At 69.0% G+C, this 26,806-nt stretch carries 28 protein-coding genes; 17 read left to right on the top strand and 11 right to left on the bottom strand.

Annotated elements, in window-relative coordinates; genetic code table 11:
• Position 1: 1 nt before the first annotated feature.
• Genes sctN through sctC form a run of 10 tightly spaced genes read left to right on the top strand, consistent with a single transcriptional unit; the run spans position 2 to position 8,631 of the window.
• Positions 2-1,333: a type III secretion system ATPase SctN gene (gene sctN, locus AVE30378_RS18765; RefSeq protein WP_129242370.1), complete on the top strand. Its 1,332-nt coding sequence runs from the start codon at positions 2-4 to the stop codon at positions 1,331-1,333.
• On the top strand, positions 1,330-1,836 hold the full coding sequence (locus AVE30378_RS18770) for a type III secretion protein (RefSeq protein ID WP_129242371.1): 507 nt from the start codon (positions 1,330-1,332) through the stop codon (positions 1,834-1,836). The genes sctN and AVE30378_RS18770 overlap by 4 nt, the downstream gene beginning before the upstream one ends.
• Positions 1,833-2,390 carry a hypothetical protein gene (locus AVE30378_RS18775; RefSeq protein ID WP_129242372.1) on the top strand — a complete coding sequence of 186 codons (558 nt, stop codon included), beginning with the start codon at positions 1,833-1,835 and terminating at the stop codon, positions 2,388-2,390. Before AVE30378_RS18770 ends, AVE30378_RS18775 begins: the two co-directional genes overlap by 4 nt.
• Positions 2,391-2,428: 38 nt before the next feature.
• Positions 2,429-3,484, top strand: a complete 1,056-nt coding sequence (gene sctQ / locus AVE30378_RS18780; RefSeq protein WP_244235097.1) for a type III secretion system cytoplasmic ring protein SctQ — start codon at positions 2,429-2,431, stop codon at positions 3,482-3,484.
• Positions 3,481-4,152 carry a type III secretion system export apparatus subunit SctR gene (gene sctR, locus AVE30378_RS18785; protein WP_129242374.1) on the top strand — a complete coding sequence of 224 codons (672 nt, stop codon included), beginning with the start codon at positions 3,481-3,483 and terminating at the stop codon, positions 4,150-4,152. The genes sctQ and sctR overlap by 4 nt, the downstream gene beginning before the upstream one ends.
• A gap of 7 nt (positions 4,153-4,159) precedes the next feature.
• Positions 4,160-4,426 carry a type III secretion system export apparatus subunit SctS gene (gene sctS, locus AVE30378_RS18790; protein ID WP_043544872.1) on the top strand — a complete coding sequence of 89 codons (267 nt, stop codon included), beginning with the start codon at positions 4,160-4,162 and terminating at the stop codon, positions 4,424-4,426.
• A gap of 5 nt (positions 4,427-4,431) precedes the next feature.
• Entirely contained in the window at positions 4,432-5,232 is an 801-nt protein-coding gene (gene sctT / locus AVE30378_RS18795; protein WP_129242375.1) for a type III secretion system export apparatus subunit SctT, read from the top strand.
• Positions 5,229-6,287, top strand: a complete 1,059-nt coding sequence (sctU, locus tag AVE30378_RS18800) for a type III secretion system export apparatus subunit SctU (protein ID WP_165360236.1) — start codon at positions 5,229-5,231, stop codon at positions 6,285-6,287. The genes sctT and sctU overlap by 4 nt, the downstream gene beginning before the upstream one ends.
• On the top strand, positions 6,284-6,682 hold the full coding sequence (locus AVE30378_RS18805) for a CesT family type III secretion system chaperone (protein ID WP_129242377.1): 399 nt from the start codon (positions 6,284-6,286) through the stop codon (positions 6,680-6,682). The genes sctU and AVE30378_RS18805 overlap by 4 nt, the downstream gene beginning before the upstream one ends.
• Before the next feature lie 47 nt (positions 6,683-6,729).
• Positions 6,730-8,631, top strand: coding sequence for a type III secretion system outer membrane ring subunit SctC (sctC, locus tag AVE30378_RS18810; RefSeq protein ID WP_129242446.1), 1,902 nt, complete (start codon positions 6,730-6,732; stop codon positions 8,629-8,631).
• Between the two features lie 15 nt (positions 8,632-8,646).
• Here the strand turns inward: sctC and AVE30378_RS18815 are convergent, their stop codons facing one another.
• The 4 genes from AVE30378_RS18815 to AVE30378_RS18830 form a co-directional block, all read right to left on the bottom strand.
• Complete coding sequence (locus tag AVE30378_RS18815; protein ID WP_165360237.1) at positions 8,647-9,213, bottom strand: RNA polymerase sigma factor; 567 nt, start codon at positions 9,211-9,213, stop codon at positions 8,647-8,649.
• A 223-nt stretch (positions 9,214-9,436) separates the two neighbouring features.
• A complete protein-coding gene (locus AVE30378_RS18820) occupies positions 9,437-10,009 on the bottom strand; it encodes a BspR family type III secretion system anti-sigma factor (RefSeq protein WP_129242379.1) in 573 nt (190 codons plus the stop codon).
• 144 nt (positions 10,010-10,153) lie between these two features.
• On the bottom strand, positions 10,154-11,311 hold the full coding sequence (locus tag AVE30378_RS18825; RefSeq protein WP_129242380.1) for an ABC transporter substrate-binding protein: 1,158 nt from the start codon (positions 11,309-11,311) through the stop codon (positions 10,154-10,156).
• Positions 11,308-13,311, bottom strand: a complete 2,004-nt coding sequence (locus tag AVE30378_RS18830; RefSeq protein WP_129242381.1) for a SpoIIE family protein phosphatase — start codon at positions 13,309-13,311, stop codon at positions 11,308-11,310. The genes AVE30378_RS18825 and AVE30378_RS18830 overlap by 4 nt, the downstream gene beginning before the upstream one ends.
• A gap of 109 nt (positions 13,312-13,420) precedes the next feature.
• On the opposite strand from AVE30378_RS18830, the gene AVE30378_RS18835 reads away from it, so the two are divergent.
• Complete coding sequence (locus tag AVE30378_RS18835; RefSeq protein ID WP_129242382.1) at positions 13,421-15,889, top strand: MFS transporter; 2,469 nt, start codon at positions 13,421-13,423, stop codon at positions 15,887-15,889.
• 32 nt (positions 15,890-15,921) lie between these two features.
• Here AVE30378_RS18835 and alr read toward each other — a convergent pair whose 3' ends face one another.
• Both alr and AVE30378_RS18845 read right to left on the bottom strand, forming a co-directional pair.
• The gene (gene alr, locus AVE30378_RS18840) at positions 15,922-17,076 is read right to left on the bottom strand and encodes an alanine racemase (protein WP_129242383.1); all 1,155 of its coding nucleotides are present in this window, start codon (positions 17,074-17,076) and stop codon (positions 15,922-15,924) included.
• Between the two features lie 129 nt (positions 17,077-17,205).
• Positions 17,206-17,637 (bottom strand): ATP-binding protein, encoded by a 432-nt coding sequence (locus AVE30378_RS18845; RefSeq protein WP_129242384.1) that lies wholly within the window; start codon positions 17,635-17,637, stop codon positions 17,206-17,208.
• A 164-nt stretch (positions 17,638-17,801) separates the two neighbouring features.
• Between AVE30378_RS18845 and AVE30378_RS18850 the strand changes: the two genes are divergently transcribed.
• Positions 17,802-18,137: an STAS domain-containing protein gene (locus AVE30378_RS18850; RefSeq protein ID WP_129242385.1), complete on the top strand. Its 336-nt coding sequence runs from the start codon at positions 17,802-17,804 to the stop codon at positions 18,135-18,137.
• A 12-nt stretch (positions 18,138-18,149) separates the two neighbouring features.
• Here the strand turns inward: AVE30378_RS18850 and AVE30378_RS18855 are convergent, their stop codons facing one another.
• A complete protein-coding gene (locus tag AVE30378_RS18855; protein ID WP_129242386.1) occupies positions 18,150-18,380 on the bottom strand; it encodes a hypothetical protein in 231 nt (76 codons plus the stop codon).
• 199 nt (positions 18,381-18,579) lie between these two features.
• Between AVE30378_RS18855 and AVE30378_RS18860 the strand changes: the two genes are divergently transcribed.
• The 3 genes from AVE30378_RS18860 to AVE30378_RS18870 all read left to right on the top strand — a co-directional run bounded on the left by AVE30378_RS18860 (position 18,580) and on the right by AVE30378_RS18870 (position 21,490).
• Entirely contained in the window at positions 18,580-19,512 is a 933-nt protein-coding gene (locus AVE30378_RS18860) for an NUDIX hydrolase (RefSeq protein WP_165360238.1), read from the top strand.
• Positions 19,513-19,594: 82 nt separating this feature from the next.
• The gene (nadC, locus tag AVE30378_RS18865; RefSeq protein WP_129242387.1) at positions 19,595-20,479 is read left to right on the top strand and encodes a carboxylating nicotinate-nucleotide diphosphorylase; all 885 of its coding nucleotides are present in this window, start codon (positions 19,595-19,597) and stop codon (positions 20,477-20,479) included.
• A 24-nt stretch (positions 20,480-20,503) separates the two neighbouring features.
• Positions 20,504-21,490, top strand: coding sequence for a tripartite tricarboxylate transporter substrate binding protein (locus tag AVE30378_RS18870; protein WP_129242388.1), 987 nt, complete (start codon positions 20,504-20,506; stop codon positions 21,488-21,490).
• Between the two features lie 13 nt (positions 21,491-21,503).
• Here the strand turns inward: AVE30378_RS18870 and AVE30378_RS18875 are convergent, their stop codons facing one another.
• Positions 21,504-22,184 carry a tellurite resistance TerB family protein gene (locus tag AVE30378_RS18875; protein WP_129242389.1) on the bottom strand — a complete coding sequence of 227 codons (681 nt, stop codon included), beginning with the start codon at positions 22,182-22,184 and terminating at the stop codon, positions 21,504-21,506.
• Between the two features lie 184 nt (positions 22,185-22,368).
• Here AVE30378_RS18875 and AVE30378_RS18880 point away from each other — a divergent pair, with 184 nt between their 5' ends.
• A complete protein-coding gene (locus AVE30378_RS18880) occupies positions 22,369-22,767 on the top strand; it encodes an OsmC family protein (RefSeq protein ID WP_129242390.1) in 399 nt (132 codons plus the stop codon).
• A 38-nt stretch (positions 22,768-22,805) separates the two neighbouring features.
• Here the strand turns inward: AVE30378_RS18880 and fabI are convergent, their stop codons facing one another.
• The 3 genes from fabI to gloB all read right to left on the bottom strand — a co-directional run bounded on the left by fabI (position 22,806) and on the right by gloB (position 25,962).
• Positions 22,806-23,591 (bottom strand): enoyl-ACP reductase FabI, encoded by a 786-nt coding sequence (gene fabI, locus AVE30378_RS18885; RefSeq protein ID WP_129242391.1) that lies wholly within the window; start codon positions 23,589-23,591, stop codon positions 22,806-22,808.
• Positions 23,592-23,714: 123 nt separating this feature from the next.
• Positions 23,715-25,133 (bottom strand): transglycosylase SLT domain-containing protein, encoded by a 1,419-nt coding sequence (locus AVE30378_RS18890; RefSeq protein ID WP_129242392.1) that lies wholly within the window; start codon positions 25,131-25,133, stop codon positions 23,715-23,717.
• Between the two features lie 7 nt (positions 25,134-25,140).
• Positions 25,141-25,962, bottom strand: coding sequence for a hydroxyacylglutathione hydrolase (gene gloB / locus AVE30378_RS18895; RefSeq protein WP_129242393.1), 822 nt, complete (start codon positions 25,960-25,962; stop codon positions 25,141-25,143).
• A 20-nt stretch (positions 25,963-25,982) separates the two neighbouring features.
• Between gloB and AVE30378_RS18900 the strand changes: the two genes are divergently transcribed.
• Positions 25,983-26,762, top strand: a complete 780-nt coding sequence (locus AVE30378_RS18900) for a class I SAM-dependent methyltransferase (protein ID WP_129242394.1) — start codon at positions 25,983-25,985, stop codon at positions 26,760-26,762.
• Positions 26,763-26,806: the final 44 nt, after the last annotated feature.

Below are 26,806 nucleotides of genomic sequence, written 5' to 3' on the forward strand. Positions count from 1 at the left end.
CGTGCGACAGTTCGACTACATTGCCGAGATGATGGAGCTGGCGCTCCAGGACACGCCGACCCTGCGCATCAAAGGGCGGGTCACGCAGGTGATCGGCACCATCATCAAGGCCGTGGTGCCGACGGTGAAAGTGGGAGAGGTCTGCATCCTGCGCAATCCCGGCGAGGATTTCGAGATGAAGGGCGAGGTGGTGGGCTTTGCGCGCGACGCGGCGCTGCTCACGCCGATCGGCGACATGTACGGCATCTCCTCCGCCACCGAAGTCATCCCCACCGGCCGCGCGCACATGGTGCCGGTCGGCCCCGGCCTGCTGGGGCGGGTGCTGGACGGCCTGGGCCGCCCGCTGGACGAGGCGGAACTCGGCCCGCTGGAAGCCAGCAAGTTCTATCCCGTGTTCGCCGAAGCGCCCGACCCCCTGAAGCGCCGCATCATCGCCGACCCGCTGGAACTGGGCGTGCGGGCGCTGGACGGCGTGCTGACTTGCGGCGAAGGCCAGCGCATGGGCATCTTCGCGGCCGCGGGCGGCGGCAAGTCCACCCTGATGGGCATGCTGGTCAAGGGCGCCGACGTGGACGTCACCGTGGTGGCGCTGATCGGCGAACGGGGCCGCGAGGTGCGCGAGTTCCTGGAGCACGAACTGGGCCGCGAAGGCCGGCGCAAGAGCGTCATCGTGTGCGCCACCAGCGACAAGTCCTCGATGGAGCGCGCCAAGGCGGCGTACGTGGCCACCGCCATCGCCGAGTATTTCCGCGACCAGGGCAAGCGCGTGCTGTTCCTGATGGATTCCGTGACCCGCTTCGCGCGCGCCCAGCGCGAGATCGGCCTGGCCGCCGGCGAGCCGCCCACCCGCCGCGGCTATCCGCCGTCGGTCTTCGCGACCCTGCCCAAGCTGATGGAGCGCGCGGGCATGAACGAGCACGGATCGATCACGGCGCTCTATACCGTGCTGGTGGAGGGCGACGACATGACCGAGCCCATCGCCGACGAGACCCGGTCGATCCTGGACGGCCACATCGTGCTGTCGCGCAAGCTGGGCGCGGCCAACCACTATCCGGCCATCGACGTGCTGGCCTCCGCCAGCCGCGTGATGAACGCGGTGATCACGCCCGAGCACAAGCGGGCCGCGGGCCGCTTGCGCGAACTGATGGCCAAGTACCAGGAAGTGGAGCTGCTGGTGAAGATCGGCGAATACAAGCGGGGCGGCGACGCCGTCACCGACGAGGCCATCGACAAGATCGGCGCGATCAATACCTTCCTGCGCCAGCGCACCGACGAACGCGCGACCCTGCCCGAGGCCCTGGCGCGCATGACCGAAATCGTGGGGGCGCAATGAGCGTGTTCGACGAACTGCTGGCCATCAAGCGCTTTCGCGAAGGCCAGGCCGAGATCGCGGTGTCGCGCCAGCGCCTGCGCCATGCCGAGGCCGACGCGGCCCGGCGCGATTCCGAGGCTGCGCTGGCGTCGTACCGGGACGATGCCGTCCGGCGCGAGCGGGCGCTGTACAGCGACCTGTGCAGCCGCGTGGTCCGCGTGCGCGAGATCGAGACCGTCCTGCAGGACGTGGCCGGGCTGCGCGAAGGCGAGCGCCAGCGCGAACAGGCGGTGGAGACCGCCGAGCGCCGCCTGGAAGAGGAAAGCCAGGCGCTCGCGGCCAGCCGCCAGCAGCACCGGCAGGCCGCGCGGCTGACGGGCAAGTTCGTGGAACTGGCGCGCATCCACCTGGACGAGCACCTGAAGGCGCTGGAGCAGAAGGAAGACCTCGAAATGGAAGAGGCCGCCTCGGTTTCGCGCGACCGCGAAGACTGGGAGCAGCACGAGGAGTTCGAACCCGCATGAGCATGGACCGACGCATCGGGCTGGAAACGGCCATTCCCCAGGGGACCGGGACGCTGTCGAATTCCGACGGCCACGCCGCGGGACGCCAGGCCAGCGACGCCGACCGCCAGGCCTTCGAACAGGCCATGGCGCAGGGCGAACCGGAGGCGGCTCCCGAGCCGGCATCCGCGCCTTCGCCGTTCTCGCTGTTCGGCGCGGCCGCCGCCGCGCCGCAGGCCGGCACACACGCGCAGGCGCTGGCCCGGGCCTTGAGCGACACCGCCGAACAGTTGCTGGTGGCCGACGGCAGCGGCGGCCGGCGGCAGGTCCGCGTGGAATTGAAGGACGACGTGCTGCCCGGCGTCAGCGTGTCGGTCTATGAAGAGGAAGGCCGCTGCGTGGCCGATTTCATCTGCGTCAACGAGCGCTCGCGCGAACGCCTCTGCGCCATGGCGCCCGAACTGGCGGCCCAACTGGCCGATAGCCTGGGCAGGCCGGCGCGCGTGCGCGTCAGCGCAGACGACCCCGAAGATCCTTGCTTGGCGGAGACCGACGCCGCGGCGCCGGTCCGCTGACAACCCCTGAACCCATGACTGCCCCTACGCATAATCCCTTGTCCTCCTATCCGCTGCCGCGCCTGAGCGGCAACGAAGCGCGCGCGCGTTCGCTGATCGCGCATCACGGCGCCGACCTGCGGGTCACGCTCGCGCCGCCGGCCGGCGCGGATGCCCAGCCCGCCACCTGGCGCCTGGAGTTCACCCTGGGCGTGCCGGATGCGCTGCGCCAGTCGGCGACCCTGTCGGCCGACCTGGAATGGGCCGGCGCCCGCCTGCGGCTGGGGCTGCCGCCGTCGGCGATCGACGCCTGGCTCGCCGCGCGCCTGCCGGGCATCGAGCCCGGCGCGGTGCCGGCGCCGCTGGCGGCCACGGCCATCGAAACGCTGCTGGCCGAGGCGATGGCCGCCTTGAACGAGGCGTCGCCGGGCGGTCCCGCGCGGGTCGTGGGCATGGGGGGCGCGTCCGCGGGCCTGCCCCAGTCCTGGACGGTCGCCGCGCGCAATCCGGCCAATGGCGACACCGTCTACGCCAGCCTGGACATGGACGGCCTGGGGCTGATGCTGCTGGCCGGCCTGGTCAACCGGGCCGAGCCCGCCGACAACGGCGTCGCGCTGGACGGGGTGCCGGTGCGCGTCGGCGCGCGCCTGGGCTGGACGGACCTGCCGGCCGCCGACCTGCGCGGCCTGCAGGCGCGCGACACCATCTTCCTGGACCACTACCTGGTCTCGCCGGAAGGCGAACTATGGCTGGCGGCGGGCGGGCAGGGCCTGCGCGTGCGCCGAGAACAATCCTCATACCTCGTTACCCAAGGCTGGACTTCCCTTATGACCGAGACGCCTCAACTGCCGGCCGCCGCCGAGCCCGGCGCCAGCGCCCCGTTGGACATGGACGCGATACCCGTGCGGCTGACGTTCGAACTGGGCGAACGCCAACTGACCCTGGGCGAACTGCGCCTGCTGCAGCCCGGCGAGACCTTCGACCTGGAGCGTCCGCTCGCGGACGGCCCCGTCATCGTGCGCGCCAACGGCGCGCTGGTGGGCACGGGCGAACTGGTGGAGATCGACGGCAGGATCGGCGTGACCCTGCGCAGCCTGGGCAAGGCCGGAGCATGAGCGCGTCAGCGGATCCGATCAGCCTGGCCGTCGTCCTGGCGCTGCTGGCGCTGGTGCCCCTGGCCGCCGTCATGACCACTTCCTTCCTGAAGATCGCGGTGGTGTTGACCCTGGTGCGCAACGCCCTGGGCGTGCAGCAGGTGCCGCCCAACATGGCGCTCTATGGCCTGGCGCTGATCCTGTCGGCCTATGTGATGGGGCCGGTGGTCATGCAGATCGGCGACGAACTGCGGGCGCCGCCGGCCGCCGTGGCGCCAGGCGCGCCGGCGCCGGACCGGCTGGAAGGCATCATGGACGCGGTGGCGCGCGGCGCCGAGCCCATGCGCGGCTTCATGCTGAAGAACAGCAGGCCCGAGCAGCGGGATTTCTTCGTCCGCACGGCGCGCGGGCTGTGGGGCGAGCAGGCCGCGCGCAACCTGAAGGAAGACGACCTGCTGGTGCTGATCCCGTCTTTCCTCGTGTCCGAGCTGACGGCCGCCTTCCAGATCGGCTTCCTGCTGTACCTGCCCTTCGTCATCATCGACCTCATCGTGTCCAACATCCTGCTGGCGATGGGCATGATGATGGTGTCGCCGGTAACCATCTCCATGCCCTTGAAGCTGTTCCTGTTCGTCATGGTCGACGGCTGGACCCGGCTGATCCAGGGCCTGGTCCTGTCCTACGGCTGAGCGCGCCATGGCTACCGTCGATCTCGTTTCGTACATGACCCAGGCGCTGTACCTGGTGCTGTGGCTGTCGCTGCCGCCGATCGCGGTGGCGGCCATCGTGGGCACCCTGTTCTCGCTGTTCCAGGCCCTGACCCAGATCCAGGAACAGACGCTGTCGTTCGCGGTGAAGCTGATCGCCGTGTTCGCCACCATCCTGCTCACGGCGCGCTGGCTCAGCGCCGAACTTTACAACTTCACGGTCTCCGTGTTCGACCTCTTCTACAAAATCCACTGACGCAGATGATCTCCGGCATCACCTACGCTGAGGCAAAAGTCTTCCTGGGCACGCTGGCATTGACGCAGCCCCGGATACTGGCGCTGTGCGCGATGCTGCCGCTGTTCAACCGCCAGTTGCTGCCGGGCATGCTGCGCTATGCCCTGTGCGCGGCCATCGGCATCGTGCTGGTGCCGGCGCTGGCGCCGCGCTACGCGGTCATGGACCTGGGCACGGTGGAAATCGCGCTGCTGGTGGTCAAGGAAGTGTTCGTCGGCATGGTCATGGGCTTTCTGGTGGCCATTCCGTTCTGGATCTTCGAGGCCGTGGGCTTCGTGGTCGACAACCAGCGCGGGGCCAGCCTGGGCGCCACGATCAATCCGGCCACGGGCAACGATTCGTCGCCCATGGGGATCCTGTTCAACCAGGCCTTCATGGTGTTCTTCCTGGTGGGCGGGGGCTTCACGCTGATGCTGACCATGCTGTACGACAGTTTCCGGCTGTGGGACCTGTGGGACTGGGCGCCCACCCTGCGCAGGGAAAGCGTCCCGCTGATGCTGGACCAACTGGGCCGCTTCCTGCGCCTGACGCTGCTGTTCGCCGCGCCCGCGATCGTGGCCATGTTCCTGGCCGAAGTGGGCCTGGCCCTGGTCAGCCGCTTCGCGCCGCAGTTGCAGGTGTTCTTCCTGGCGATGCCGGTCAAGAGCGCGCTGGCGCTGCTGGTATTGGTGCTGTACATGAGCACGCTGTTCGAATACGCCGCCGAGGCCACGGGGCAGATCGGTTCGGCCCTGCCGTTCCTCGACAATCAATGGCGGGCGCCATGAGCGGCGAAAAGACAGAGCAGCCAACCGGCAAGAAGCTGCGCGAGGCGCGGGAGAAGGGCGACGTCGCCCACAGCAAGGACTTCACCCAGACGCTCCTGGTGCTGGCGCTGTTCGGCTACATGCTGGGCAATGCGCACGGCATCATCGAATCGCTGGGCCGGCTGGTCCTGCTTCCGTCCACGCTGGTGGGCATGCCGTTCGAGCGGGCCTTGCCCGTCGCGCTGGACGCGGCGCTGCGCGAGGCGGTGGCCCTGGTGCTGCCCTTCGTGCTGATCGTGCTGATCGTCGGCATGTTCTCTGAGTTCCTGCAGGTGGGCGTGCTGCTGGCCTTCGAGAAGCTCAAGCCCTCGGCCAAGAAGCTCGACGTGATGGCCAACCTGAAGAACATGTTCTCGAAGAAGAACCTGGTCGAACTGCTGAAGTCCATCGTCAAGATCGCGTTTCTTTCCGTATTGGTGACCCTGGTCGTGCGCGATGCTCTGCCGGAGCTGATGGCGGTGCCGCACAGCGGCCTGGCCGGCCTGGAGGCGGGCGTGGGCGGCATGATGCGCACGCTGGTGGTGAACATCGCGTTCGCCTATGTGGTGATCTCGCTGGCCGACTTCGTCTGGCAGCGCATGCAGTACCGCAAGGGGCTGATGATGAGCAAGGAAGAAATCAAGCAGGAATTCAAGGAGATGGAGGGCGACCCCCACATCAAGCACAAGCGCAAGCACCTGCACCAGGAAATGGTGATGCAGGGCGCGGTTTCCAGCGCGCGCAAGGCGTCGGTGCTGGTGACCAACCCCACCCACCTGGCGATCGCCATCTACTACCAGCCCGACGAAACTCCCCTGCCGGTGGTGCTGGCCAAGGGCGAGGGCGCGCTGGCCGAGCAGATGATGCGGGCCGCGCGCGAGGCGGGCGTGCCCGTGATGCAGAACATTCCGCTGGCGCGCGCGTTGATGGCCGACGCGCAAGCCGACCAATACATCCCCAGCGAGCTCATCGAGCCCGTCGCCGAAGTGCTGCGGCTGGTGCGCAAGATGGCCGCGAATCCGGAACAGCAACCATGACTTCCGTCCAGCATCCCCTGATTTCCGCCTACGCGAGCCGCCACGGCCTGCCGGCGCCCGCCCGCGCCGACGGCCGGCTCACCGTCGTGATCGACGGCACCTACCGCGTCCACCTGCACGCGGCGCCCGAGGGCTGGCTGGCGCTCACGTGCCGCCTGTGCGCGCTGCCCGAGGAAGGCCCGGCGCGCGACGCGCTGGCGCGCGAAGCCGGCAGGCTGGCCGCGGGCATGCTGAGCCGCCATGCGGCCGGTTGCGTCGTCGACCCGCAGGGCAGGGCGTTGTGGCTGCAACAGACATTGAGGCCCGACAGCAGCGACCTGGCGCTGGACGAGGCCTTCGGCGCCTTCGCCAACGCCTTGTCCTTCTGGGCGGGCGCGCTGCGGCGGCTGGCATGAACAAGATATCCGGGACTGTTACCCGAGGAGATAGAGTGTTGAAGCGGATGATTCTGGCGACCGCGCTGTCGCTGGGCCTGGCTGGCGGCGCGCAGGCGGCGCCGAACTGGCCCAATGTGCCCTACAGCTATTACGCGCGCGACGAAAACCTGCAAACGCTGCTGCGCGAGTTCGCGGGCGGTTTCAGCCTGTCGCTGCAAATGGGGCCCAACGTCGCGGGCACCGTCAACGGCAAGTTCAACGCCAACACGCCCACGGAATTCCTGGACCGGCTGGGCGGGGTGTACGGCTTCAACTGGTTCGTCTACGCCGGCACGCTTTTCGTCAGCCGCACGAACGACATGAAGACGCGCTCGGTCAGCGCCATGGGCAGCTCCATCAGCGCCCTGCGCCAGGCCTTGCAGCAGTTGGGCATCCTGGATCCGCGCTTCGGCTGGGGCGAACTCCCCGACCAGGGCATCGCGCTGGTGTCCGGCCCCCCCGGCTACGTGGACCTGGTCGAACGCACCGTCGCCGCCCTGCCGATGGGCGCCGGCGGCCAGCAGGTGGCGGTGTTCCGCCTGAAGCACGCCTCGGTCAACGACCGCACCATCAGCTACCGCGACCAGAAGGTCGTGACGCCCGGCCTGTCCACCGTGCTGCGCAACCTGATCACGGGCGGCGGCGGCGGGAACAACAATGAATCCCTGGCGGCCATCGCCGCGCCGCTGCGCGAGAATCCGCCCGCCTTTCCCCAGGTCAACGGCGGCCCCGCGGCCGACAGCGCGCCGACGGTGGCGGCGGCCGGCATGCAGGCTCCGGCCCCGGCCGGCAAGCCCGGCTTGCGGTTGCGCGAACCGACCGTGCAGGCCGATGCGCGCCTGAACGCGATCATCGTGCAGGACATCCCGGACCGCATTCCCATCTACCGCAGCCTGATCGAACAACTGGACCTGCCCAGCACGCTGGTCGAGATCGAGGCGATGATCGTCGACGTGAACTCCGACCTGGTGAACGAACTGGGCGTCAACTGGGGCGCCCGCGCGGGAACGACCAGCTTCGGCTACGGCAACCTGGCGCTTGCGCCCAGCGGCGGCCTGCCGGTGGACAGCGCGGCGGGACTCTCGCCCGGCACCATCGGCGTCAGCGTGGGCAGCACGCTGGCGGCGCGCCTGCGCGCCCTGCAGACGAAGGGGCAGGCCAACATCCTGTCGCAGCCGTCCATCCTGACCGCGGACAACCTGGGCGCCATGATCGACCTGTCCGATACGTTCTATATCCAGACGCGCGGCGAACGGGTGGCGACCGTGACGCCGGTCACGGTGGGCACGTCGCTGCGCGTCACGCCGCGGCACATCGAATCCCGGGATGGCGCGCGCGTCGAGCTGACCGTGGACATCGAAGACGGCCGCATCCAGGAAGAACGCCAGATCGACAACCTGCCCACGGTGCGCAAGAGCAACATCAGCACCCTGGCCGTCGTGGGCAACGACCAGACGCTGCTGATCGGCGGCTACAACAGCAGCCAGAACAGCGAACAGGTCGACAAGGTGCCGTTCCTGGGAGACATCCCGGGCCTGGGCATCCTCTTCTCCAACAAGTCCAAGACGGTGCAGCGCCGCGAACGCCTGTTCCTGATCCGGCCCAGGGTGGTCGCCATCAACGGCGAGGTGGTGGGCACGCCCGGCGGCGCGCTGAACACGGTGCCCATGCTGAACGCGACCTGGAACGGCGGCGACAAGCCCATGACGGCGGGCCAGTACCTGGACCTGGCGCAGAGCCAGCGTACCCGCGTGCAGTTCGGGCCGAACGTGGAAGTGCGCGGCAGCGGCGGACCGGTGCGCGCGTCGGAGTGGCTGCAGACGTCGCCGGCCGCGGAGCCGCTCCTGGAAGGCAAGTCGAACGCCACGCAAGGGCCGGTCATCCAGGTGCAGCCGGTGGCCGCGCCGGGCACCGGCCGAGCGCCGTAGAAGGGAGGGGACGGCTCAGCCGTCCAGCCGCAGGCCCTTCTGGGCGAGCTTGTCGCGCAGCGCCGAACGGGCGCGCGACAGGCGGCTGCGCACGGTGCCGATGGGCACCGTCAGCAGCGCGGCGGCTTCTTCGTAGGAAATGTCGTCCAGACCGACCATGAGCAGGATGTCGCGCATGTTTTCGGGCAGTTCGTCCAGGGATTCCTGCAGCAGCGCCATGGTCTGGTTTTGCTCGAGGACGCGGTCGGGAGAGAGGTCGGAGGAAGCATGCTCTTCCAGCACGCTATCGCTGACGAAGGAGTGGCGCCGTTCCGGCGCGCGCGACAGGTGGTTGCGGACCAGATTCAGCGCGATGCCATAGAGCCAGGAGGACAACTGCGATTCGCCGCGGAAGTTGCGGTACGAACGCGCGGCTTCCACGAAGGCCTGCTGGGCCAGGTCCTCGGCCTCGCTGATGTTGCCGATGTGCTTGATGATGAAGCGTTGCAGGCGGCTGGAGTGCTCGCGCACCAGGTCCCGCAGCAGGTATTCGTCGCCCGGGTCCCAGCCCGGCCCTTCGCCGTCGGGGCGAATGGGCGGCATGTCCGCTTCAAGGGAAGCGGGAGTGCTGTCGCTGGGGTGGGTCATGGGGCAGGCGAAAAGAAACGTGTCTCAAGCTACAAGTTACTACCGCGATAAGGAATTATCGCAGCTTAACTCCGTCACAATATTTCGAAAATCGAAATATTGATCCAAAATCGGGGTTTATCCGGGTACAGATGTAAAAACAAGTAAGCGGCGCCGATCAGGTTCCGCCAGGCGGAAACTAGAGGGCCTTGAGCAGGTCCCGCATCCAGCCGGCGGCGGTCGCGAGGGATACCGGGCTTTGCCCCGACCGCGCGGCCTGGTCGAAGCGGGCCTCCATGGCCTGGTCCAGCGCGGCCCGGCGCCCGGCGTCCAGGCCCGACGGCGCCACGCCGGCATCCTTGCAGGCTTGCTGGAAGGCCGGGGTGTCGCCCGCCGCGGACGTGGCCAGCCGCGTCATGAAATCCACGCCGGACAGGGCATGGCTGGAGGTTTCCGCCATGTCGATGGCAGCGGCGACCGTCCGGGCCGACAGGGGCTTGCCGGGGTTGGGCTCGAGGCCCAGCTCGCGGGAGACGGCGCTGGCGATGCCCTGGCCATAGCTATGCGCCAGCGCCTGCGCGAACATCGCGGCGGTGTCGACGTCCGGGGCCACCCAGGCCACGCTGCGGCCGCCGGGCGTGGAACCCGTGCCCAGCACCTGCAGCCTGCCGCCCGCGATATCGACGTAAACGTCCTGGCCGCCTTCAGCGGCTTTGGCGAAGGCGTCCAGGGAAATGAATGGCGACGAAGGGGTAACCGATGAAATTGTCATGCAGCCAAGAAATCCGGCGTGTCCGATACGTGGCCGTGGCGGTCCTACGACCCTGTGCTTGAGTAACCCAAGGTCTACTTTAGTTCCACGGCCGAGCACGCGTCTTATTCTATGTCATTGCGCATGCGGGTACGAAACACAGGGTTACTGCGCTTCGTAGACTTCGTCGGCCGCCAGCAGGATGTCCACCGGCGGATCGAAGCCGATCACGCGCGCCGTCTCCAGGTTCAGCGCGATCTTGGCGGGGTCGATCCACACCTGGGAGAGGTCGCGCGGCTTGGCGCCGTTGAAGATGCGCGCCATCGTTTCCGCGTAGAACAGGCCCACGTAGGAATAGTCGGCCTGCGCCAGGCTCAGCAGCAGGCCGTGCTTGACCTCTTCGGAACCCAGCATCGAAAAACTGGGCACGCGCGCCTGGCGCAGGATCTCGGCCACGGTGTCGATGGACGCGGGGGTCACGCCCCGGTGCACCGTCACGTAGGCCGCGTCCACTTGCGGCGCCAGCCTGGCATAGCATTCCATCGCGTTGCGCGTGGCGACTTCGGCCGGGATGCCGTTGGACGGCGCATTGCAGGACAGCACCTCGAAATGCTGTTCGCGCGCCACTTGCTCCACCGCCTCGACGGCGCTGTAGGTGCGGCCCTCGGGGCTGTCTTCATAGACCAGGCCCAGCCGCTTGAACGGCACGATCTCGTGGAACAGGCGCACCTGCCGCTGATAGCGCTCGGGCTGGACGCGGGCGTGCAGGTTGTCCTGTCCGCTGTCCTGCGCCGAACGCGCGATGCGGGCGCCGATCGCGTCGCTGGTGGAGGCCACGATGGTCGGCACGGGCGTGCCCATGGCGGCCATGTCCTGGCCCGCCCAGGTGCCCATGGCGATGATGAGGTCGATGTCGCGGCGGCCGGAAAGGCGCTGCTTGATGGCGTCCCGCACCGCGGGACGCTGCGTTGCGTCGAAATTGCCCGGCTGCCACCAGGCGTCGCGCACGAACTCCAGCGTGTCGCTGCGCGCGTTGTCGGCCAGGAATTCCCACATCTGCCGCCCGTTCAGCCCGTCGGGCATGGCGGGCAGGGTCAGCCAACCGAGCTTTTGCAGGCCTTCGACGGTGACGCGCAAGGTGCGCGGGTATTCGCTGTAGTCGCCGCTTTCGAAGTAGCCGATGCGCCATTTTCCGCCGTCCGGCTTGGCGGCGGGCTTGGTCGGGAACACTTGGGCGGCGGGCGTCGCGGCCGTCTGCGCCATGCTTGCCGCGGGCGCCAGCAAGGCCAGGCACAGCATAAGGGTGGGCAGCGATTTCTTCATGGGCGGCGGATCACGATCAATGTGATGTCATCGGATTGTTCCGCGCCGTCGGCGAAAGCCTGCACGTCCTCGAGCAGGCGCTTGGACAGCTTGGCCGAAGGCACGGGGGGATTGGACAGGACGGCCAGCAGGCGCGGATCGCCGTACTGGGCGTCGTTCGGGTCGACGGCCTCGGTGATGCCGTCGGTGTAGCCGACCAGCATTTCGCCGGGCGCCAGCACGGTGGACAGGCCGCGGTATTCCAGGTCTTCCTGCACGCCGCAGGCGGGGCCGCTGCGTCCTTCCAGCAGGCGCACCACGCCGTCCGCGCCGATCACGGCCGGGGGCAGGTGGCCCGCGTTGGCCCATTGCAGGTCGCCGGTGGTCAGGTCCAGCACGCCCAGCAGCAGCGTGACGAACATCATGTTGGGGTTGTTTTCGGACAGGCGGTTGTTGATCTTCTGCATCATCAGCGCCGGGTCCGTTTCGTCTTCGGCCGTGGCGCGGATGAGCGTGCGGGTCACCGCCATGAAGAGCGCGGCGGGCACGCCCTTGTCGGACACGTCGCCGATCGCCAGGCACAGGCGCCCGTCGGGCAGCGTGAAGTAGTCGTAGAGGTCGCCGCCCACTTCCTTGGCCGGCAGCATCACCGCGTTCAGGTCGATCTGGTCGCGCGTCGCGCTGGACAGGGGCACGGGCAGCAGGCCCAACTGGATCGCGCGGGCGATGTTCAGTTCGCTTTCGAAGCGTTCGCGCGCGGTGGTCTCGCGCATCAGGCGGGCGACGTTCTCGCGCAGTTTGTGGTTCATGAACAGGAAGGAGGCGGCCAGCCGGCCGACCTCGTCCTTGTGCTTGTCCGGCAGCGCGGCGATGTTCGCCGGCACGCTGGCCGCGGCGGTCAGGTCCTGTTCGGGCAACTGGCGGGCGTAGCGGGTCAGCGTTTCCAGGGGCCGCACGACGCGCGCCGCCACCAGCCAGGCGCAGACCAGGGCCACCAGCATCATGCCCACGAAGATCAGGGCCTGGCGGTTCAGCAGTTCGCGCGCCGGCGCAGTCAGGTCGCTTTCCGGCACGGCCGTCACCAAGGTCCAGCCCAGCGGCGCGAAGCGGGCGCTGTCGATCTGCCAGGGGCCGCCGCCGCCGTCGAACCGCAGGCTTTGCAGTTTGCCGTCCGCATCCTGGCGGGCCAGCAGGCTGCGCAGCGTTTCGCCCTTGCTGTCGCTGGCGTCCAGCAGGCCCGCCTGCCGTTCGGGCAGCGGCACCACCATCCGGCCGTCGTCGGCGGCGATGAAGATGAAGCCCGACTGCGCCAGCGTCAGCTTGGACAGCATGCCCCGCACCGAGTTTTCCATCTGTTCGCGGCGCGCCTGGATCTGGTCGATGACGTCCTGCGCGCTGTCGGTGATGACGAAGACCCAGTTCCACGGCCGGAAGTAGCCGAAGTAGGCATAGCGCGTTTCGCTGTCGCCGCGCTGCGCCGAAGGCGGCCAGCGGTAGATCGCGAAGCCGTATCCCGAGGTGCGGCTTTCTTCGTACAGCGCCTGGGCGAGCGGGCGGTTCTTGAAGTCGGACAACTGCGACAGGTCGCGGTCGATCATGTCCGGGTTGCCGCTGGCCACCACCTGGAAATCGGCGTCGTAGACGAAGGCATAGCGCCGGTCGTCCAGCTTCAGGCGGTTGATCCAGGCGCGCGCCATGCCGCGCGCCGCGCCGGGCGTCATGAGGCCGCGCTCGGCCATGTCGGCGTAGGAAGTCAGCGCCGCCGCCACTACCGTGCCGGTCTGCATCAGTTGGCGGCGGCCGCTGCGCACCGTCGTGATTTTGTCGGTCAGCAGCGCGCCCCAGCGGGCCTCGGCATCGCGCAGCACCAGTTCCATCACGTTGCTGACGGCGTGGCGTTCGCTGCTCATTACCGTGCGCGTGACGTTGCGCTGCGACGTCAGCATCACGAACGCGGCCACCGCGAGGAGAAGCGCTACGACCAGAAGAAAAATCTTGCTACGTAGCGACCGGACGGGCATGGAGGGGGCGGCGGTGGATGAAGGTGCGGGTGTAAAAAAAGATGCAATTTGCATTAATTGTAAATACCATTGGTGCCCGTGTGTAAATACTTTGCGGTGTGTCAGCCTCATGCGTAGCGAGCCCATTCAAATCGTGCTGGAGGGACTGAGACGCCGCCCGGTACTCGAAGTCACGCTGGCCTGCCTGGCCGTCCTGTTGTTGGCGCAAGCGCTGATCGGCGCGCTCAGCCTGTCCGCGTTGAACCGGCTGGTGGTGGACACCACCGCCGACCGCGTGGAAGTCATCGCCCGCCGCGCGGCGGGCAACATCGAAAACGGATTGCGGCTGGGCAAGCCGCTGGAGCAATACTTCGGCCTGCGCGACAGCCTGCAGGACAGCGTGTCGGGATCGCGCGACCTGCTCGGCGCCGCGGTGCTGCGCGCCGACGGCCAGACGCTGGCCGTGCAGGGCGAACTTCCCGAAGGCGCCGTCGCGCTCGCGCAGGCCCTTGACGCGGGCGCAACCCGCGACAGCCGCGCGGCGCGGCGCGCGTCCGGCGCGCTCATGTCGGTGTCCGATGGCACCGTGACCCTGGCCGTGCCCCTGGCCGCCGCGGGCGGCAACGTCGCCGGCGCCGTGGTGCTGTCGGCGGCCAAGGACGGCGAAGCCAGCCGGCGCCTCATCGTGGACAACCTGCAGGTGTTGCTGGCCGTCACGGCGCTGGTCGGCCTGGGCCTGGCGGCCGTCTTCAAGTATCTGGTGCCCCTGACCTCGCTCGCGGCCGGCGGCCGGGCGCGCTTCGTCGTGCCCTTGCTGGCACTGATGCTGGCCCAGGGCGTCTATGCCGCCTACACGATCTCCACGTTCCGCAGCGGCTGGCTGGAGGTGACGCGCAATAACGTCGGCCTGCTGGCCGAAGGCCTGCAGCGCGACCTGAACCGGGTGCTGGGCTACGGCCTGACGCTGGATCGCCTGCGCGGCGTGGACGCGCCGTTCTCGCGCCTGGCCGCGACCTTTCCCGCCGTGGCGCAGATCGAACTGGTGGACGGCGAGGGCCGCGTGCTGAGCCGCGCCGGCGCGAAAGGCGCGCTGGACGTGGCGGGGTTGCCGGCGGCGCGCCCGCGTTCCGACGACCTGACCCTGGTGCTGCCGCTGGGCGCCACGAACCCCGATCCGCGCGCGCACGGCGACCTGGTGCTGCGCTTGTCCGATGACGTGATCGCGGCCGGCGTGCGCGGCCGGGCGCTGGACGCCGTGACCGTGGTGGCCGTGGCGCTGGTGGCCGCCATCGAGATGCTGTTGTTGCTGTCGCTGCTGATGAACCGCGCCTTCGCCGCGCGGGCGACCTTGCCCGACGGCAGCCGCATCGGCCCCGATGACGAGTCCGAGATCGGGCGTATCGCCCGGCCGGTGATGTTCGGTTTCCTGTTCGCCTGGGCCTTGCCGCTGGGCTTCCTGCCGCTGTATGCGCGCAGCCTGCCGGCGGACGGGCTGGACCTGCCGGCGAACCTTTTGCTGGCGCTGCCGATTTCCGTCGAGATGGGCTGCGGCCTGCTGACCTCGCTGCTCGCGGGCAGCCTGACCGACCGCAAGGGCTGGCAGGTTCCCGTGCTGGCCGGACTGGCGGTGTCGTGCGCGGGCATGCTGGCCTGCGCGGCGGCGGGCAACCTGCTGATGTTCAGCGCGGCGCGCGGGCTGGTGGGCCTGGGCTACGGCCTGACCTGGATGGGGTTGCAGGGCTTCATCGTCACGCGCAGCCCCGCGCAGTACCGCGGCCGCAACATGACGGGAGTGATCGCCGGCCTGTTCGCGGGCCATCTGTCCGGCGCGGCCGTGGGCGCGATGCTGATGGAGCAGACGGGTTTCCGCGCCGTGTTCGGCGTGGGCGCGGCGATGCTGGCGCTGCCGCTGGCCGGCGTGCTGGTGCTGATGCGGCCGTACATGGACCGCGGGCGCAGGCAGGCGGCGCAGGCGGTCGCGCGGACGCGCGCGCGCCTGTCCGACACCTTGCGGCTGTTGTGGACCCGCGACTTCGGCCTGCTGCTGCTGGGCAGCGTCATTCCCTTTTCGATCGCGCAGGTGGGCCTGCTGTCGTTCGCGCTGCCGCTCTATCTCGAAGCCGAGGGCGTGGCCGCATCGAGCATCGGACGCGTGCTGATGATCTACGGACTTTGTGTGATCTACGTGGGGCCGCTGATGGGCCGCGTGGTGGACCGCAGCCGCATCAAGAAAAGCTGGATCGTGCTGGGCGGCCTGGTCGGCAGCGTGGGCATGCTGGGGCTGTACTTCAACAGCGGCCTGCTGGCCGCGGCGGCGGCCGTGCTGCTGCTGGCGCTGGCAAGCTGCTTCGCCGGCGCGTCGCAGGCGCCCTATATGCTGGCGCTGCCGGACGTGCAGCGCTACGGCGCCGCGGGAGCCACCAGCGTCATGCGCGCCGCCGACAAGCTGGGCCAGATGGCCGGGCCGCTGGTGGTGGGCGCCATGTTCGGGGCCGCGGGCATGGGCGCGGGCCTGGCGGCCACCGGCATCATCTACCTGTGCGCGACCCTGCTGTTCCTGATGTTCGCGCCGGCCCGGTCCCGGGACGGCGCGGCCTGAGGGCGGGCCGCGCCGGGCGCGGGCATCGCCGGTCAAGGCCCGGGGTCCCGGCCGGCCAACTGCACCGGCACCCGCGCGCTCAGGCCGGTGAGCAGTTCGGCCGCGATGGTGCCCGCCGAGGCCGCCACTTCTTCCACCGCCAGGCCCGACGCGCCCCAGAGCGTGACGGGCGCGCCGATGCAGGCATGCGGAACGGGGCCGAGATCCACGGCCATCATGTCCATCGAGACGCGCCCCAGCAGCCGCGTGCGCACGCCGTCGACGACGACGGGCGTGCCGGTGGGCGCATGGCGCGGATAGCCGTCCGCGTAGCCGCAGGTGACGATGCCCACCGCCATGGCGGCGGGCGCCAGGAACGCACCGCTGTAGCCCACGCCCGCGCCGGCGTGCACGCGCTGTATTCCCACGACCTGCGAGTGCAGCGACATCGCGGGCCGCAGGTCCAGTTGCGCGGCGCTGCGGTCGGCGATCGGGCTGGCCCCGTACAGCGCCAGGCCGGGGCGCACCCATTGCGTGCCGGCGGCGCGGGCGCCGTGGCGCAGCAGCGCGGCCGAATTGCTGGTGGACACCGGACCCGGCAGCCCCGCGATCACGTGGCGGAAGGCGGCATCGGCGGCGTCGATGCCATCGGGCTCGTCGGCGCGGGCGTAGTGGTTCAGGTGCCCGACTTCACCGATGACGCCGCGCCGGGCCAGGGCGCTGGCCGCGTCGAACGCGGGGCGGTAGTCGTCCGCCGAGAAACCCGTGTGATGGATGTCGCCGGCATAGCGCAGCCAGACGGCCGGGCGCTCGGCCAGCGGAGCCTGCGCCAGCCATTCGAGCTGGGCGGCATGCGTGATCACGAGGTGCAGGTCGGGCGTGTCCAGCAGCAGCGCATCCGCCGGGGAATAGAGGCCGCCGTAGACCAGGATGGGGCCGTCCCAGCCGAACCGGCGGCAGGCGCGCGCTTCGTTCAGGTGCAGCACCGCCAGTCCGTCCGCGGCGCGCAGCGCGGGCAGGATCCGCGCCACGCCGTGCCCGTAGGCGTCCGCCTTCACCGTGGCCCAGAGCCGGGGGCCACCGGCTCCGGCCGGCAGCGCGGCGCGCAGGCGCGCCAGATTGTGGCTCACGGCGCCCGCGTCGATGCGGGCATGCAGGGGGCGGGCGATCAGTCCTTCCGGGCGATAAGGGGCGTTCACGGGCGGCATCAGTGCAAGGGCGTCGCGCAACCGGCGCGCAGTCTATGCATGAGTGACAATCGGGCCCGTTTTGTTCGGTACTTTCTGCCTATCGGGAAAAAAAACCGATAGCCTGGTTCGATAGCGCGCGCAATGCGCCTATCCGGCGCGCGCGACCAGCGTCAGGCGGTTGCTGCCGCCGCTGCGCGCATAGCGCAGGTCATGCAGGTAGTGCCGCATGAGCCGCAAGCCATGGCCGCCGATCTCGGCCTCGTCCAGCGTGGCGGCCAGGGGGGGCGGAGGCGTTTTCGTGGGGTCGTGGGGGCGGCCGTTGTCCACGATCTCCAGCGCGATCCCGGTCTCGTCCTGGCGGCAGTGCAGCGTCACCGAGGGGGGCGATCCCGCGGCCGCGGGGTCGTCGAAGGCGTAGTCCACGATGTTGGTCAAGGCTTCGTCCAGGCTCAGCGACAGTCCGAAGCCCAGCTTGGGCGGCCAGGCGTCGCGCTCGGCAATTCCTTCGAGCCATTGCAGCGCGGCGGCAACGGCATTCTGGTCGGGAACGAGGTCCAGCGTATCGGGCGGAGGGGGCATGAGTCGCCTTGCGTTCAGTGGAGCACGTGCAGGCGCAAGTATGCACGATAGCCATGCCCGGCGAACAGAGCGTGAGAGAGTGCGCGGGCTCGCGTATCATCTCGCCATTGCGCCGCCGTCCTTCTGCGCAGGTGCCGGACGCCGGCCACTTTTCGGGAACCGCTATGAATCTCGCAATAGAAAAAATCGGAGAAGTCCTGGTTGTCTCGCCCGAAGGCCAGATCAACAGCGCCAACGCGGCGAGCATCGAGTCGGACTTGCTGGCCCACGTGGAAAAGGGCGAAAGCCGCTTCGTGCTGGACCTGTCCAACCTGAACTACATCTCGAGCGCGGGCCTGCGCGTCGTGCTGGTGCTGGCCAAGCGCCTGAAGCAGGGCGCCGGCGCGCTGGTGCTGTGCGCCCTGCAGCCGCATGTGCGCGAAGTGTTCGACATCAGCGGCTTCCTGGCCATCCTGACGGTGGTGGACACGCGCCAGGACGCGGTGGCGAAGGTCGCTTGACGCGCGGGTCCATCAGCCCTTGCGGTGTTCGTAGGACGTATCCAGCACGTCGTCTTCGGGAGTGATGACGCCGGGTTCGCCGGGCTCCGCGATGGCGCGTCCGCGCCGCGGCATTCCCGCGACGAGCTTGCTGCTCTGGTCGGGCATTGGCATGACTTCCGTGCCTTTGCGCGGATCGGGGGCAACGTTTTTTTCGGCTTCGGCGGCCTTGGCGGCGTTGGGGTCTGGGGCAGTTTTCAACATGATGATTGCTCCGCTTGCGGGCGTCCCGGGATGGCGACGCGCCTGATGCCGACTCCATCTTAGGCCGGCGCGGCGCCGCGGTGGCGCGCCGGTCTGTCACGTTTGCAAGGGGCTGTTGCAGAACCCCAACCTTATAATTTCCGGCACCTCGCGGCTTTGCGGCACGGCGCCCGGTTTCCACATTTTCCATACGCCTACCTTGACTGAATCCGTCGAACGCTCCGTCCATGCAGAACTCGTCGCCGTGCTCGTCGCCGTCACCAACGGCGAACCGCGCGTGCTGACGACCGACGACGCGCGCGCCTTGCCGGCGGGCCCCTTCGAGCTTTCGCACCGTTCGCTGCAGGCCGGCCTGCGCGCCTGGGTCGAGGCGCAGACCCACCATCCGCTGGGCTACGTCGAGCAGCTCTACACCTTTGCCGACGGCGACCGCTCCGACGAGTCGGGCGCGCGCGTCATGTCGGTGAGCTACCTGGGGCTGACGCGCGAGGCCGGCGAAACCGGCGTGGCGCAGGTCGGCTGGCAGGACTGGTATCGCTACTTCCCCTGGGAAGACCGCCGCGCCGGCACGCCCGCGCTGGTCGAGGAACTGATCGTGCCCAGGCTGGCCGCCTGGTGCGAGGAAAGCGCCGACGCCGCCGTGCGCCAGCGCCGCCGCCAGCGCGCCGCCATCACGTTCGGGCTGGAAGGGGCCTCCTGGAACGAGGACATGGTGCTGCAGCGCTACGAACTGCTGTTCGAGGCCGGTCTGGTGCCCGAGGCGGCGCGGCGCGGCCGCGGCAGCGGCGCCGCCGTGCCGGGCGAGCCCATGCGCCACGACCACCGGCGCATCCTGGCCACCGGCATCGCGCGCCTGCGGGCCAAGATCAAGTACCGGCCGGTGGTGTTCGAATTGATGCCCGCCCAATTCACCTTGCTGCAACTGCAACTGGCGGTGGAGGCGCTGGCCGGGCGCGGCCTGCACAAGCAGAATTTCCGGCGGCTCATCGAACAGCAGGCGCTGGTCGAAGAGACGGGCGAAATGGCGACCGGCACGGCCGGCCGGCCGGCCAAGCTGTTTCGCTTCCGCCGCGACGTGCTGCTCGAACGCGCCATCGCCGGCAGCAAATTGCCCCTGTCCCGCGCGCTTTGACGCTTGACAAGCTTTATGCTCGCTCTTAGCATAAATGTTGCGCAATGCTTGCGCGCCTTTTTTTAAACTCTAAATACTCAAAATGAGCATTAAAGCCGCAGCGCCTTCGACCGCCGCCCGACTGGCCGTCCCCCCCTTGCCGGAAGTCATGCTGGAGCCGCTGGTGCGCGCGGCCCTGCTTGAAGACCTGGGCCGCGCGGGCGACCTGACCACCGACGCCATCGTGCCCGCCGACGCCGTGGCGGAAACCCGCCTGGTGGCGCGCCAGGACGGCGTGCTGGCCGGGCTGGACCTGGCTCGCCTGGCGTTTCGCGCGATGGATCCGGGCATCGAGTTCGCCGTCTCGCAACGCGATGGCGCGGACTTGCGGCCCGGCACGGAAATCGCGCGCCTGCGCGGCAACGCCCGCGCCATGCTGACCGCCGAGCGCGTGGCCCTGAACTTCCTCTGCCACCTGAGCGGCGTGGCCAGCGCCACGGCCTCCATCGCCCGCGTCATCGCGGGCTACGGCGCCCGGGTCACCTGCACGCGCAAGACCATGCCGGGCCTGCGCGCCGTGCAGAAGTACGCGGTGCGCGTGGGCGGCGGCAGCAATCACCGCCACGGGCTGGACGACGCGGTGCTCATCAAGGACAACCACATCGCGCTGGCCGGCGGGGTCGCCACGGCGGTCGAGCGGGCTCGCGCCGGCATCGGCCACATGGTCAAGATCGAACTGGAAGTGGACACCCTGGAGCAACTGGAAGCGGCGCTGTCGCTGGGCGTGGACGTGGTGCTGCTCGACAACATGAGCCTGGACGATCTGCGCCGCGCCGTCGCGATGGCGCGCGGCCGCGCCATCACCGAGGCCTCGGGCCGCATCACGCCCGACACCGCGGCGGCCGTGGCCGCCACCGGCGTGGACCAGATCGCGGTGGGCTGGATCACGCATAGCGCCAAGGTCCTCGATATCGGCCTGGACGCCTGAGTCTTCCCGCCCCAGGTTCGCGACATGAAACGCCTGTTCCAAACCGTCATTCCGCTGGTCGCGCTGTCCCTGGCCGCCTGCGGCAATCCGCCGTCGGGCGAAGCGCCCAAGGACGCCGCCTATCCGTCCCATCCGGTCACCATCGTCGTGACCTTCCCGCCGGGCGGCGGCACCGACCTGCTGGCGCGCCGCATCGGGGCCAGCCTGCAGGAGCAACTGGGCCAGCCCGTGGTGGTGGAAAACCGCCCCGGCGCCAGCGGCAACATCGGCGCGCGCGTCGTGGCGGAGTCGCCGCCCGACGGCTACACGCTGCTGATGGTGAACAGCTCATTCGCCATCAATCCCGGGGTCTACCGCAATCCGGGTTTTTCGCCCGAGCGGGATTTCACGGCCGTCATCAACGTGGCCTTCGTGCCGTCGGTCTTCGTGGTGCCGGCCGCCTCGGACCTGCGCGGCCTGGACGATGCGCTGGCGGCCGCCAGGGCGGGCAAGTCCCTGCCGTTCGCCTCCTGCGGCAACGGCACGCCGCAGCACCTGGCGGGCGAGATGCTGGCGCGCGCGGCGGGCGCGTCCTTGCAGCACGTGCCCTACAAGGGCTGCGGTCCGGCGCTGACGGACGTCATGGCCGGGCAGGTGGCCATGGGCGCGGTCACCGCGTCCAGCGCGGCGCCGCTGATCGCGGCGGGCAAGCTGCGCGCCCTGGCCGTCACGTCGCCGGCGCGCTCGCCGCTGATGCCGGCCGTGCCGACGGTCGCCGAGCAAGGCGTGCCCGGCTATGCGCTGGACCAGTGGCATGGACTGCTGGCGCCGGCGGCCACGCCGCCGGCGGTGGTGGCCAAGCTGAACGCGGCGGTGGCGAAGATCGTCCAGCGCTCGGACGTGCAGGCGTCATTGCGCGAGCAGGGCTTTACGCCCGCGAGCAGCACGCCGCGCGCTTTCCAGGACATGATAGCGGCGGACATGGACCGCTACGGGGCGCTGACCGCGTCGATGGGCTTGCGCGCGGACTAGGGCGCGCCGCGGCTCAGGCCGCGGCGGCCCGGGCGTGCTGTTCCAGTTGTTCCTTCAGGCCGGGCTCCAGCTTGAGCTGCCGGGCCAGTTCGTCCAGGTAGGCGCGCTCCATGTAGCTTTCCTCGTCCACGACCAGCAGGCTGGCGAGGTACATCTCGGCGGCCATTTCCGGCGTGCGGGCCGATTGCGCCACCGCGGCCGGATCCAGCGGGCGCGACAGCTCGGTTTCGAGCCAGCGGCGGTCCTGGGCGTCCGAGGACAGCTTCGCCAGTTCGGTTTCGAGCAGGGCGCGTTCTTCCGGGCCGATGTGGCCGTCGGCCTTGGCCGCGCCGATCATGGCGGCCAGCACGGCGGTACTGTGTTGTTCGGCTTCCGGCGCGGGCAGGCGGTCCAGCGTGCGGGGCGGTTCTGCGGGCGCGCCGGCCTGGCCGCGCTGCCAGTCGCCGTAGGCGCGATAGGCCAGGGCGCCCAGCGCCGCCATGCCGCCGTACATGGCGACCTTGCCGCCGATCTTGCGGGCCTTCTTGCTGCCCAGCAGCAGCCCGAGCGCGCCCGCGCCGAGCGCGCCGCCGCCCAGGCCGGTCAGGAAGGAAGCGCCCTTGCCGCCCGCGGCGTCCTGCACGCGGTTGGTGGTGTCGGACAGCAGGCCTTGCCCGGACTGCAGCAATTGGTCGAGAAGTTGTCTGGCGCTCATGCGGCCCTCCATAGATGTGCGGTATTGCGGACAGGGGTATCCGACCGGCGCCGGGCCGGGAAGTTCAGCTTATAGTCAGTTGTCGCCGGACGCGGCTGGGGATCGCCCGCCGCCAGGTGCTACAACGTGGGCTGGGGCCGCCGCCGCGGCATCCCGTCAGAGCCAATCCCAGGAGGTCCGATCCATGAGCATCCGCGTGCGCCAGAATGCGCCCAACACCCTGCAGTTCACCGCCGTGGCCGAAGGCCATGAACTTCCGCTGGCGATGCCGCAGCCGCAGGGCGAAGGCCCCGATCCGCATGATTACTTCGATACCGCGCTGGGCGGCTGCAAGGCGATGACCCTGATGGTCTATTCGCAGCGCAAGGGCCTGCCGCTGGAGTCGGTGGGGGTGGAGGTGGTGCGCGATGCCGGCGAAGAACGCAAGGGCGTCTACCGGCTGACGGCCAAGCTGACGCTGCACGGCGAGCTGTCCGATGCGCAGATCGACGAACTGCTGGCGGTGGCCGAGAAATGCCCGGTCCACAAGCTGATGACCGCGGTGGACGTGCAGGTGTCCACCGTGGTGGTGCGGCCGGCCTGAGCGGCCGGGCGCGGCGCGGGCGCCGCCCGCGCCGTCGATCAGTCTTCCATGCCCGGGACGACGGTCGAGAAACCGCCATCCACGTGGGTGATTTCGCCCGTCACGCCGGCGGCCAGGTCCGACAGCATGAAGGCGGCGACGTTGCCCACGTCTTCGATGGTGATGTTGCGGCGCAGGGGCGACTGGGCCTCCACGAACTTCAGGATGGCCGTGAAGTCCTTGATGCCGCTGGCGGCCAGCGTCTTGATGGGGCCGGCGGAAATGCCGTTGGCGCGGATGCCGCGCGGGCCGAGGGCCGCGGCCAGGTAGCGCACGCTGGCTTCCAGCGAGGCCTTGGCCAGGCCCATCGTGTTGTAGTGCGGGACCACGCGTTCGGCGCCCAGGTAGGTCAGCGTCAGCACGGAGGCGTTGCGGCCTTCCATCAGCGGCAGCGCGGCCTTGGTCAGGGCGGGAAAGCTGTAGGCCGAGATGTCGTGCGCGATGCGGAAGGCTTCGCGCGACAAGCCGTCCAGCAGGTCGCCGGCGATGGCTTCGCGCGGCGCGAACCCGATGGAATGCACCAGGCCGTCCAGGCCGTCCCAGTGCGTGCCAAGCTCGGCGAAGGTCGCTTCGATCTGGCTGTCTTCGGCCACGTCGCAGGGCAGCACGATGTTGCTGCCGAATTCGGCGGCGAATTCGGCCACGCGTTCCTTGAAGCGGTCGCCCACGTAGGTGAACGCCAGTTCGGCGCCTTGCTGGTGACAGGCGCGCGCGATGCCGTAGGCGATGGATCGGTTGGAAAGCACCCCGGTGACCAGGATGCGCTTGCCGGCGAGAAAGCCCATATATCTATCCTTTGATTTTTTCCTTCTGGAGACCGCCTATTTTAAGGAATTTGGCGGCCCCGCGATGAAAAGTAAGAGGGCGCGCCCGTCGCGGGGTGCGCCCTCTTGTCGTTCCCGGCGCGATCAGCCGCGCGCGTTGGTGCCCGGCACCCGCAACTGGGCGCCCACCTTCAGGGCGCTGCCCTTGATGTTGTTCAGGGCGCGCAGGGCGTCGACCGAGGTGCCGTACTGCTTGGCCAGCGAGAACAGCGTGTCGCCCTGGCGGACCTTGTGGGTGCGGACGTTCGGACGGGCGCTGGCGGCGCGGGCGGCCGGCGCCTGCGCGGCGCGGCCACGCGGCGCGGCGGCCTTGTCGCTGGCCGGCGCCGAATCCAGGGCGCCCACGGGAGGCGCCAGCGAGGCCAGTTGCACGCCGCCGGTGCCGGGTTCGCCGGGCACCAGCAGGGATTGGCCGGAGGCGGATTTCTGGCGCGAGCCGATATCGTTGATGTCTCGCAGCCGGCCTTCGGTCACGCCGAAGCGCTTGGCGATCGAGGCGTAGGATTCGCCGCGGCGCGAGTGGTAGATCTTCCAGGCGCTGAGGTCGCCCTTGTAGTTGGTCAGGTTGGCGTTGAAAATTTCGACGCGGTCGGCCGGCAGCAGCAGGGTGGGGCCGTGGTCGCCGCGGATGACGGGGCGGTTGAACGAGGGGTTCAGCGCCTTGAATTCGTCCAGCGGCATTTCGGCCAGCTTGGCGGCGATTTCCAGGTCGATGTCGCTGTTCTTCTGCACCGTCACGAAATAGGGCGTGTTGCCGACCGGGGGCAGGGCCACCGCGTAGCGCTGCGGGTCGGCGATGATGTTCTTGATGGCCTGCAGCTTGGGAACGTAGTTGCGGGTCTCGTCGGGCATGTTCAGGGACAGGTAGTCCGTGCCCTGGCCCGCCGCTTCGTTCTTGGCCATGGCGCGCTGCACCGAGCCTTCGCCCCAGTTGTAGGAAGCCAGGGCCAGATACCAGTCGCCCTGCATCTCGAACAGTTTTTCCAGGTAGTCCAGGGCCGCGTTGGTCGAGGCGATGGGATCGCGGCGCTCGTCGCGCCACCAGTCCTGCTTCAGGTTGAAGTGCTGGCCGGTGGCCGGCACGAACTGCCACAGGCCCGAGGCCTGCGCGCGCGACAGCGCGGTGGGGTTGTAGGCGCTTTCGACGAAGGGCAGCAGCGCCAGTTCCGTCGGCAGGCCGCGGCGGTTGATCTCGTCGACGATGAAGTACAGGTACTTGCCGGCCCGTTCCGCCATGCGCTGCACCGACTCGGGGTGGGACGCGTAATAGTCGGTCCACTGCTGCGAGAGGTCGGTGTTCAGGTTGGGGATGGCGAAACCGCGGCGGATGCGGTCCCAGGCGTCGGCGGGCGGATTGGTGAGATCGACCGTCCTGGAGGTGTCGCGGGCGATGTAGCGCCCTTGGGAATTGGTGGTGAGGTTCTTGCTGTCGGGGGATTTGGTTCCTGCGCAACCGGCGAGGACTGCCAGCATGAGCGGCAGAAGGAGTCGGGATAGATTCATCGGGCTGTCACTTGAATTCGTTCTTCCATTCACGAAGGGAGGCAAAGACCTCTACCGGCGTAGCGTGGCTGTGGCCGGCCCGGCGTTCTGCCGCGCGGACGACCTCGATTTGCTGCGTGCGCAAAAACGGATTGGTCGCGCGTTCCTGACCGATGGTCGATGGAAGCGTGGGAAGACCTTCTGCTCGTAATTGCCGGGCCCGCTGATGCCATTGCTGCAGGTTGCGGTTGGCCGGTTCGACTGCCGACGCCCAGCGCAAGTTCGCTAGAGTGTACTCGTGTGCGCAAAAAACCTGTGTATCTGGCGGTAAAACGGAAAATTTTTCTAAGGAATCATGCATTTGCGCGGGAGTTCCCTCGAAAAGCCGGCCACAGCCCCCCGCAAACAGCGTGTCGCCGCAAAACAGAACGGGTTCCAGGCCGGCCGCCCGGCCCGTGTAGGCGATGTGGCCGGCCGTGTGGCCCGGCACGTCCAGCACGCTCAGGTCCAGGTCGAGTTCCGGTATCGTCACGCGGTCGCCCTGCGCCAGCGGCACGTCGCAGCGCGGCAGGCGCTCCCGCGCCGGGCCGTATACGGTGATGCCCTCGATGCGGGACAATTCGGAAACGCCGCCGACGTGGTCGCCATGATGGTGCGTGAGTAGAATGGCGCGCAGTCTCAAGCCTTGCTGCTCGAGCAGCCGCAGCACCGGGCCGGCCTCGCCGGGATCCACCACGGCGGCCTGGCCGTCGCGGACGATCGCCCAGATGTAGTTGTCGGTGAAGGCGGGTAGCGGCAAGACCGCGGCGTTGGGCTCGCGGCCGCCTGAAGGGGCGGTCAAGGCTTGCATGGGATTCGAAGGAATAGAACGTGGCAGAAGATACTCCGCCGATTGTAGAACTGGCCGAATGGTTCCAGACGCCGCCAGGACAATACGTCCTGGCCTGGGAGCGGGCGCAGTTCGACGCGGCTGTCGCGGACGTATTCGGATATTACGCCTGGCAGGTCGGCCTGGCCGACATGAATCTGCTGCGCGCCAACCGCATGCCGTTCAAGGGATACGTGGGCACTGAGGCTCCGTCCGCGGACGGCGCGGCCGGCTGGCAGTCCCGGGTGGTCATCGCCCAGCCCGAGGCCCTGCCGTTCGAATCCCAGAGCGTGGACCTGCTGATCCTGCCGCACGCCTTCGAATGCACCCAGGACCCCCACAACGTGCTGCGCGAGGTCGAGCGCGTGCTGGTGCCGGAAGGGCGCGTCGTGATCTCGGGTTTCAATCCCTGGAGCATGTGGGGGGCGCGCACGCGCATGCCGGGCATGGAGCCCTGGCTGCCCCAGCCGCCCTCGTCCCAGGTGTCGCTGCCGCGCCTGAAGGACTGGTTCAAGCTGCTGTCGCTGGAGGTCGAGGAAAGCCATTTCGGCTGCTACGCGCCGGCCTGCCGCAGCGAAAAGTGGCTGCAGCGCTGGGCCTTCCTGGAATCGGCGGGCGCCCGCTGGTGGAGCGTGGGCGGCGCCGTCTATCTGGTGTCCGCCGTCAAGCGCGTGGCCGGCATGCGTATCATTGGCCCCGCCTGGAAGACCAAGCCCAAGCGCGCGCGGGCGGCATCGGTGGTGGTCAATCGCCAGGCGGACGACGGCCTCGACCGCCGCTGAGCGGCCGGCCGCAATGGATTCAGCACGAAAAGGACAACCAGGCA

Origin of the sequence: Achromobacter veterisilvae (genome assembly GCF_900496975.1) — a bacterium.
In the GTDB taxonomy this organism is placed as follows: Bacteria; Pseudomonadota; Gammaproteobacteria; order Burkholderiales; family Burkholderiaceae_B; genus Achromobacter; species Achromobacter veterisilvae.

Bases quoted from the DNA above. Each gene is read 5' to 3' on its own strand.
- AVE30378_RS18775 (WP_129242372.1), top strand. From the start codon at position 1,833: ATGAGCATGGACCGACGCATCGGGCTGGAAACGGCCATTCCCCAGGGG.
- sctC (WP_129242446.1), top strand. From the start codon at position 6,730: ATGATTCTGGCGACCGCGCTGTCGCTGGGCCTGGCTGGCGGCGCGCAG.
- AVE30378_RS18825 (WP_129242380.1), bottom strand. From the start codon at position 11,311: ATGAAGAAATCGCTGCCCACCCTTATGCTGTGCCTGGCCTTGCTGGCG.
- AVE30378_RS18805 (WP_129242377.1), top strand. From the start codon at position 6,284: ATGACTTCCGTCCAGCATCCCCTGATTTCCGCCTACGCGAGCCGCCAC.
- AVE30378_RS18820 (WP_129242379.1), bottom strand. From the start codon at position 10,009: ATGACAATTTCATCGGTTACCCCTTCGTCGCCATTCATTTCCCTGGAC.
- fabI (WP_129242391.1), bottom strand. From the start codon at position 23,591: ATGGGCTTTCTCGCCGGCAAGCGCATCCTGGTCACCGGGGTGCTTTCC.
- sctR (WP_129242374.1), top strand. From the start codon at position 3,481: ATGAGCGCGTCAGCGGATCCGATCAGCCTGGCCGTCGTCCTGGCGCTG.
- AVE30378_RS18870 (WP_129242388.1), top strand. From the start codon at position 20,504: ATGAAACGCCTGTTCCAAACCGTCATTCCGCTGGTCGCGCTGTCCCTG.
- AVE30378_RS18890 (WP_129242392.1), bottom strand. From the start codon at position 25,133: ATGAATCTATCCCGACTCCTTCTGCCGCTCATGCTGGCAGTCCTCGCC.
- sctT (WP_129242375.1), top strand. From the start codon at position 4,432: ATGATCTCCGGCATCACCTACGCTGAGGCAAAAGTCTTCCTGGGCACG.
- AVE30378_RS18855 (WP_129242386.1), bottom strand. From the start codon at position 18,380: ATGTTGAAAACTGCCCCAGACCCCAACGCCGCCAAGGCCGCCGAAGCC.
- sctS (WP_043544872.1), top strand. From the start codon at position 4,160: ATGGCTACCGTCGATCTCGTTTCGTACATGACCCAGGCGCTGTACCTG.
- AVE30378_RS18880 (WP_129242390.1), top strand. From the start codon at position 22,369: ATGAGCATCCGCGTGCGCCAGAATGCGCCCAACACCCTGCAGTTCACC.
- AVE30378_RS18815 (WP_165360237.1), bottom strand. From the start codon at position 9,213: ATGCCGCCCATTCGCCCCGACGGCGAAGGGCCGGGCTGGGACCCGGGC.
- AVE30378_RS18770 (WP_129242371.1), top strand. From the start codon at position 1,330: ATGAGCGTGTTCGACGAACTGCTGGCCATCAAGCGCTTTCGCGAAGGC.
- sctU (WP_165360236.1), top strand. From the start codon at position 5,229: ATGAGCGGCGAAAAGACAGAGCAGCCAACCGGCAAGAAGCTGCGCGAG.
- AVE30378_RS18835 (WP_129242382.1), top strand. From the start codon at position 13,421: ATGCGTAGCGAGCCCATTCAAATCGTGCTGGAGGGACTGAGACGCCGC.
- alr (WP_129242383.1), bottom strand. From the start codon at position 17,076: ATGCCGCCCGTGAACGCCCCTTATCGCCCGGAAGGACTGATCGCCCGC.
- AVE30378_RS18850 (WP_129242385.1), top strand. From the start codon at position 17,802: ATGAATCTCGCAATAGAAAAAATCGGAGAAGTCCTGGTTGTCTCGCCC.
- AVE30378_RS18845 (WP_129242384.1), bottom strand. From the start codon at position 17,637: ATGCCCCCTCCGCCCGATACGCTGGACCTCGTTCCCGACCAGAATGCC.
- AVE30378_RS18830 (WP_129242381.1), bottom strand. From the start codon at position 13,311: ATGCCCGTCCGGTCGCTACGTAGCAAGATTTTTCTTCTGGTCGTAGCG.
- gloB (WP_129242393.1), bottom strand. From the start codon at position 25,962: ATGCAAGCCTTGACCGCCCCTTCAGGCGGCCGCGAGCCCAACGCCGCG.
- AVE30378_RS18875 (WP_129242389.1), bottom strand. From the start codon at position 22,184: ATGAGCGCCAGACAACTTCTCGACCAATTGCTGCAGTCCGGGCAAGGC.
- nadC (WP_129242387.1), top strand. From the start codon at position 19,595: ATGAGCATTAAAGCCGCAGCGCCTTCGACCGCCGCCCGACTGGCCGTC.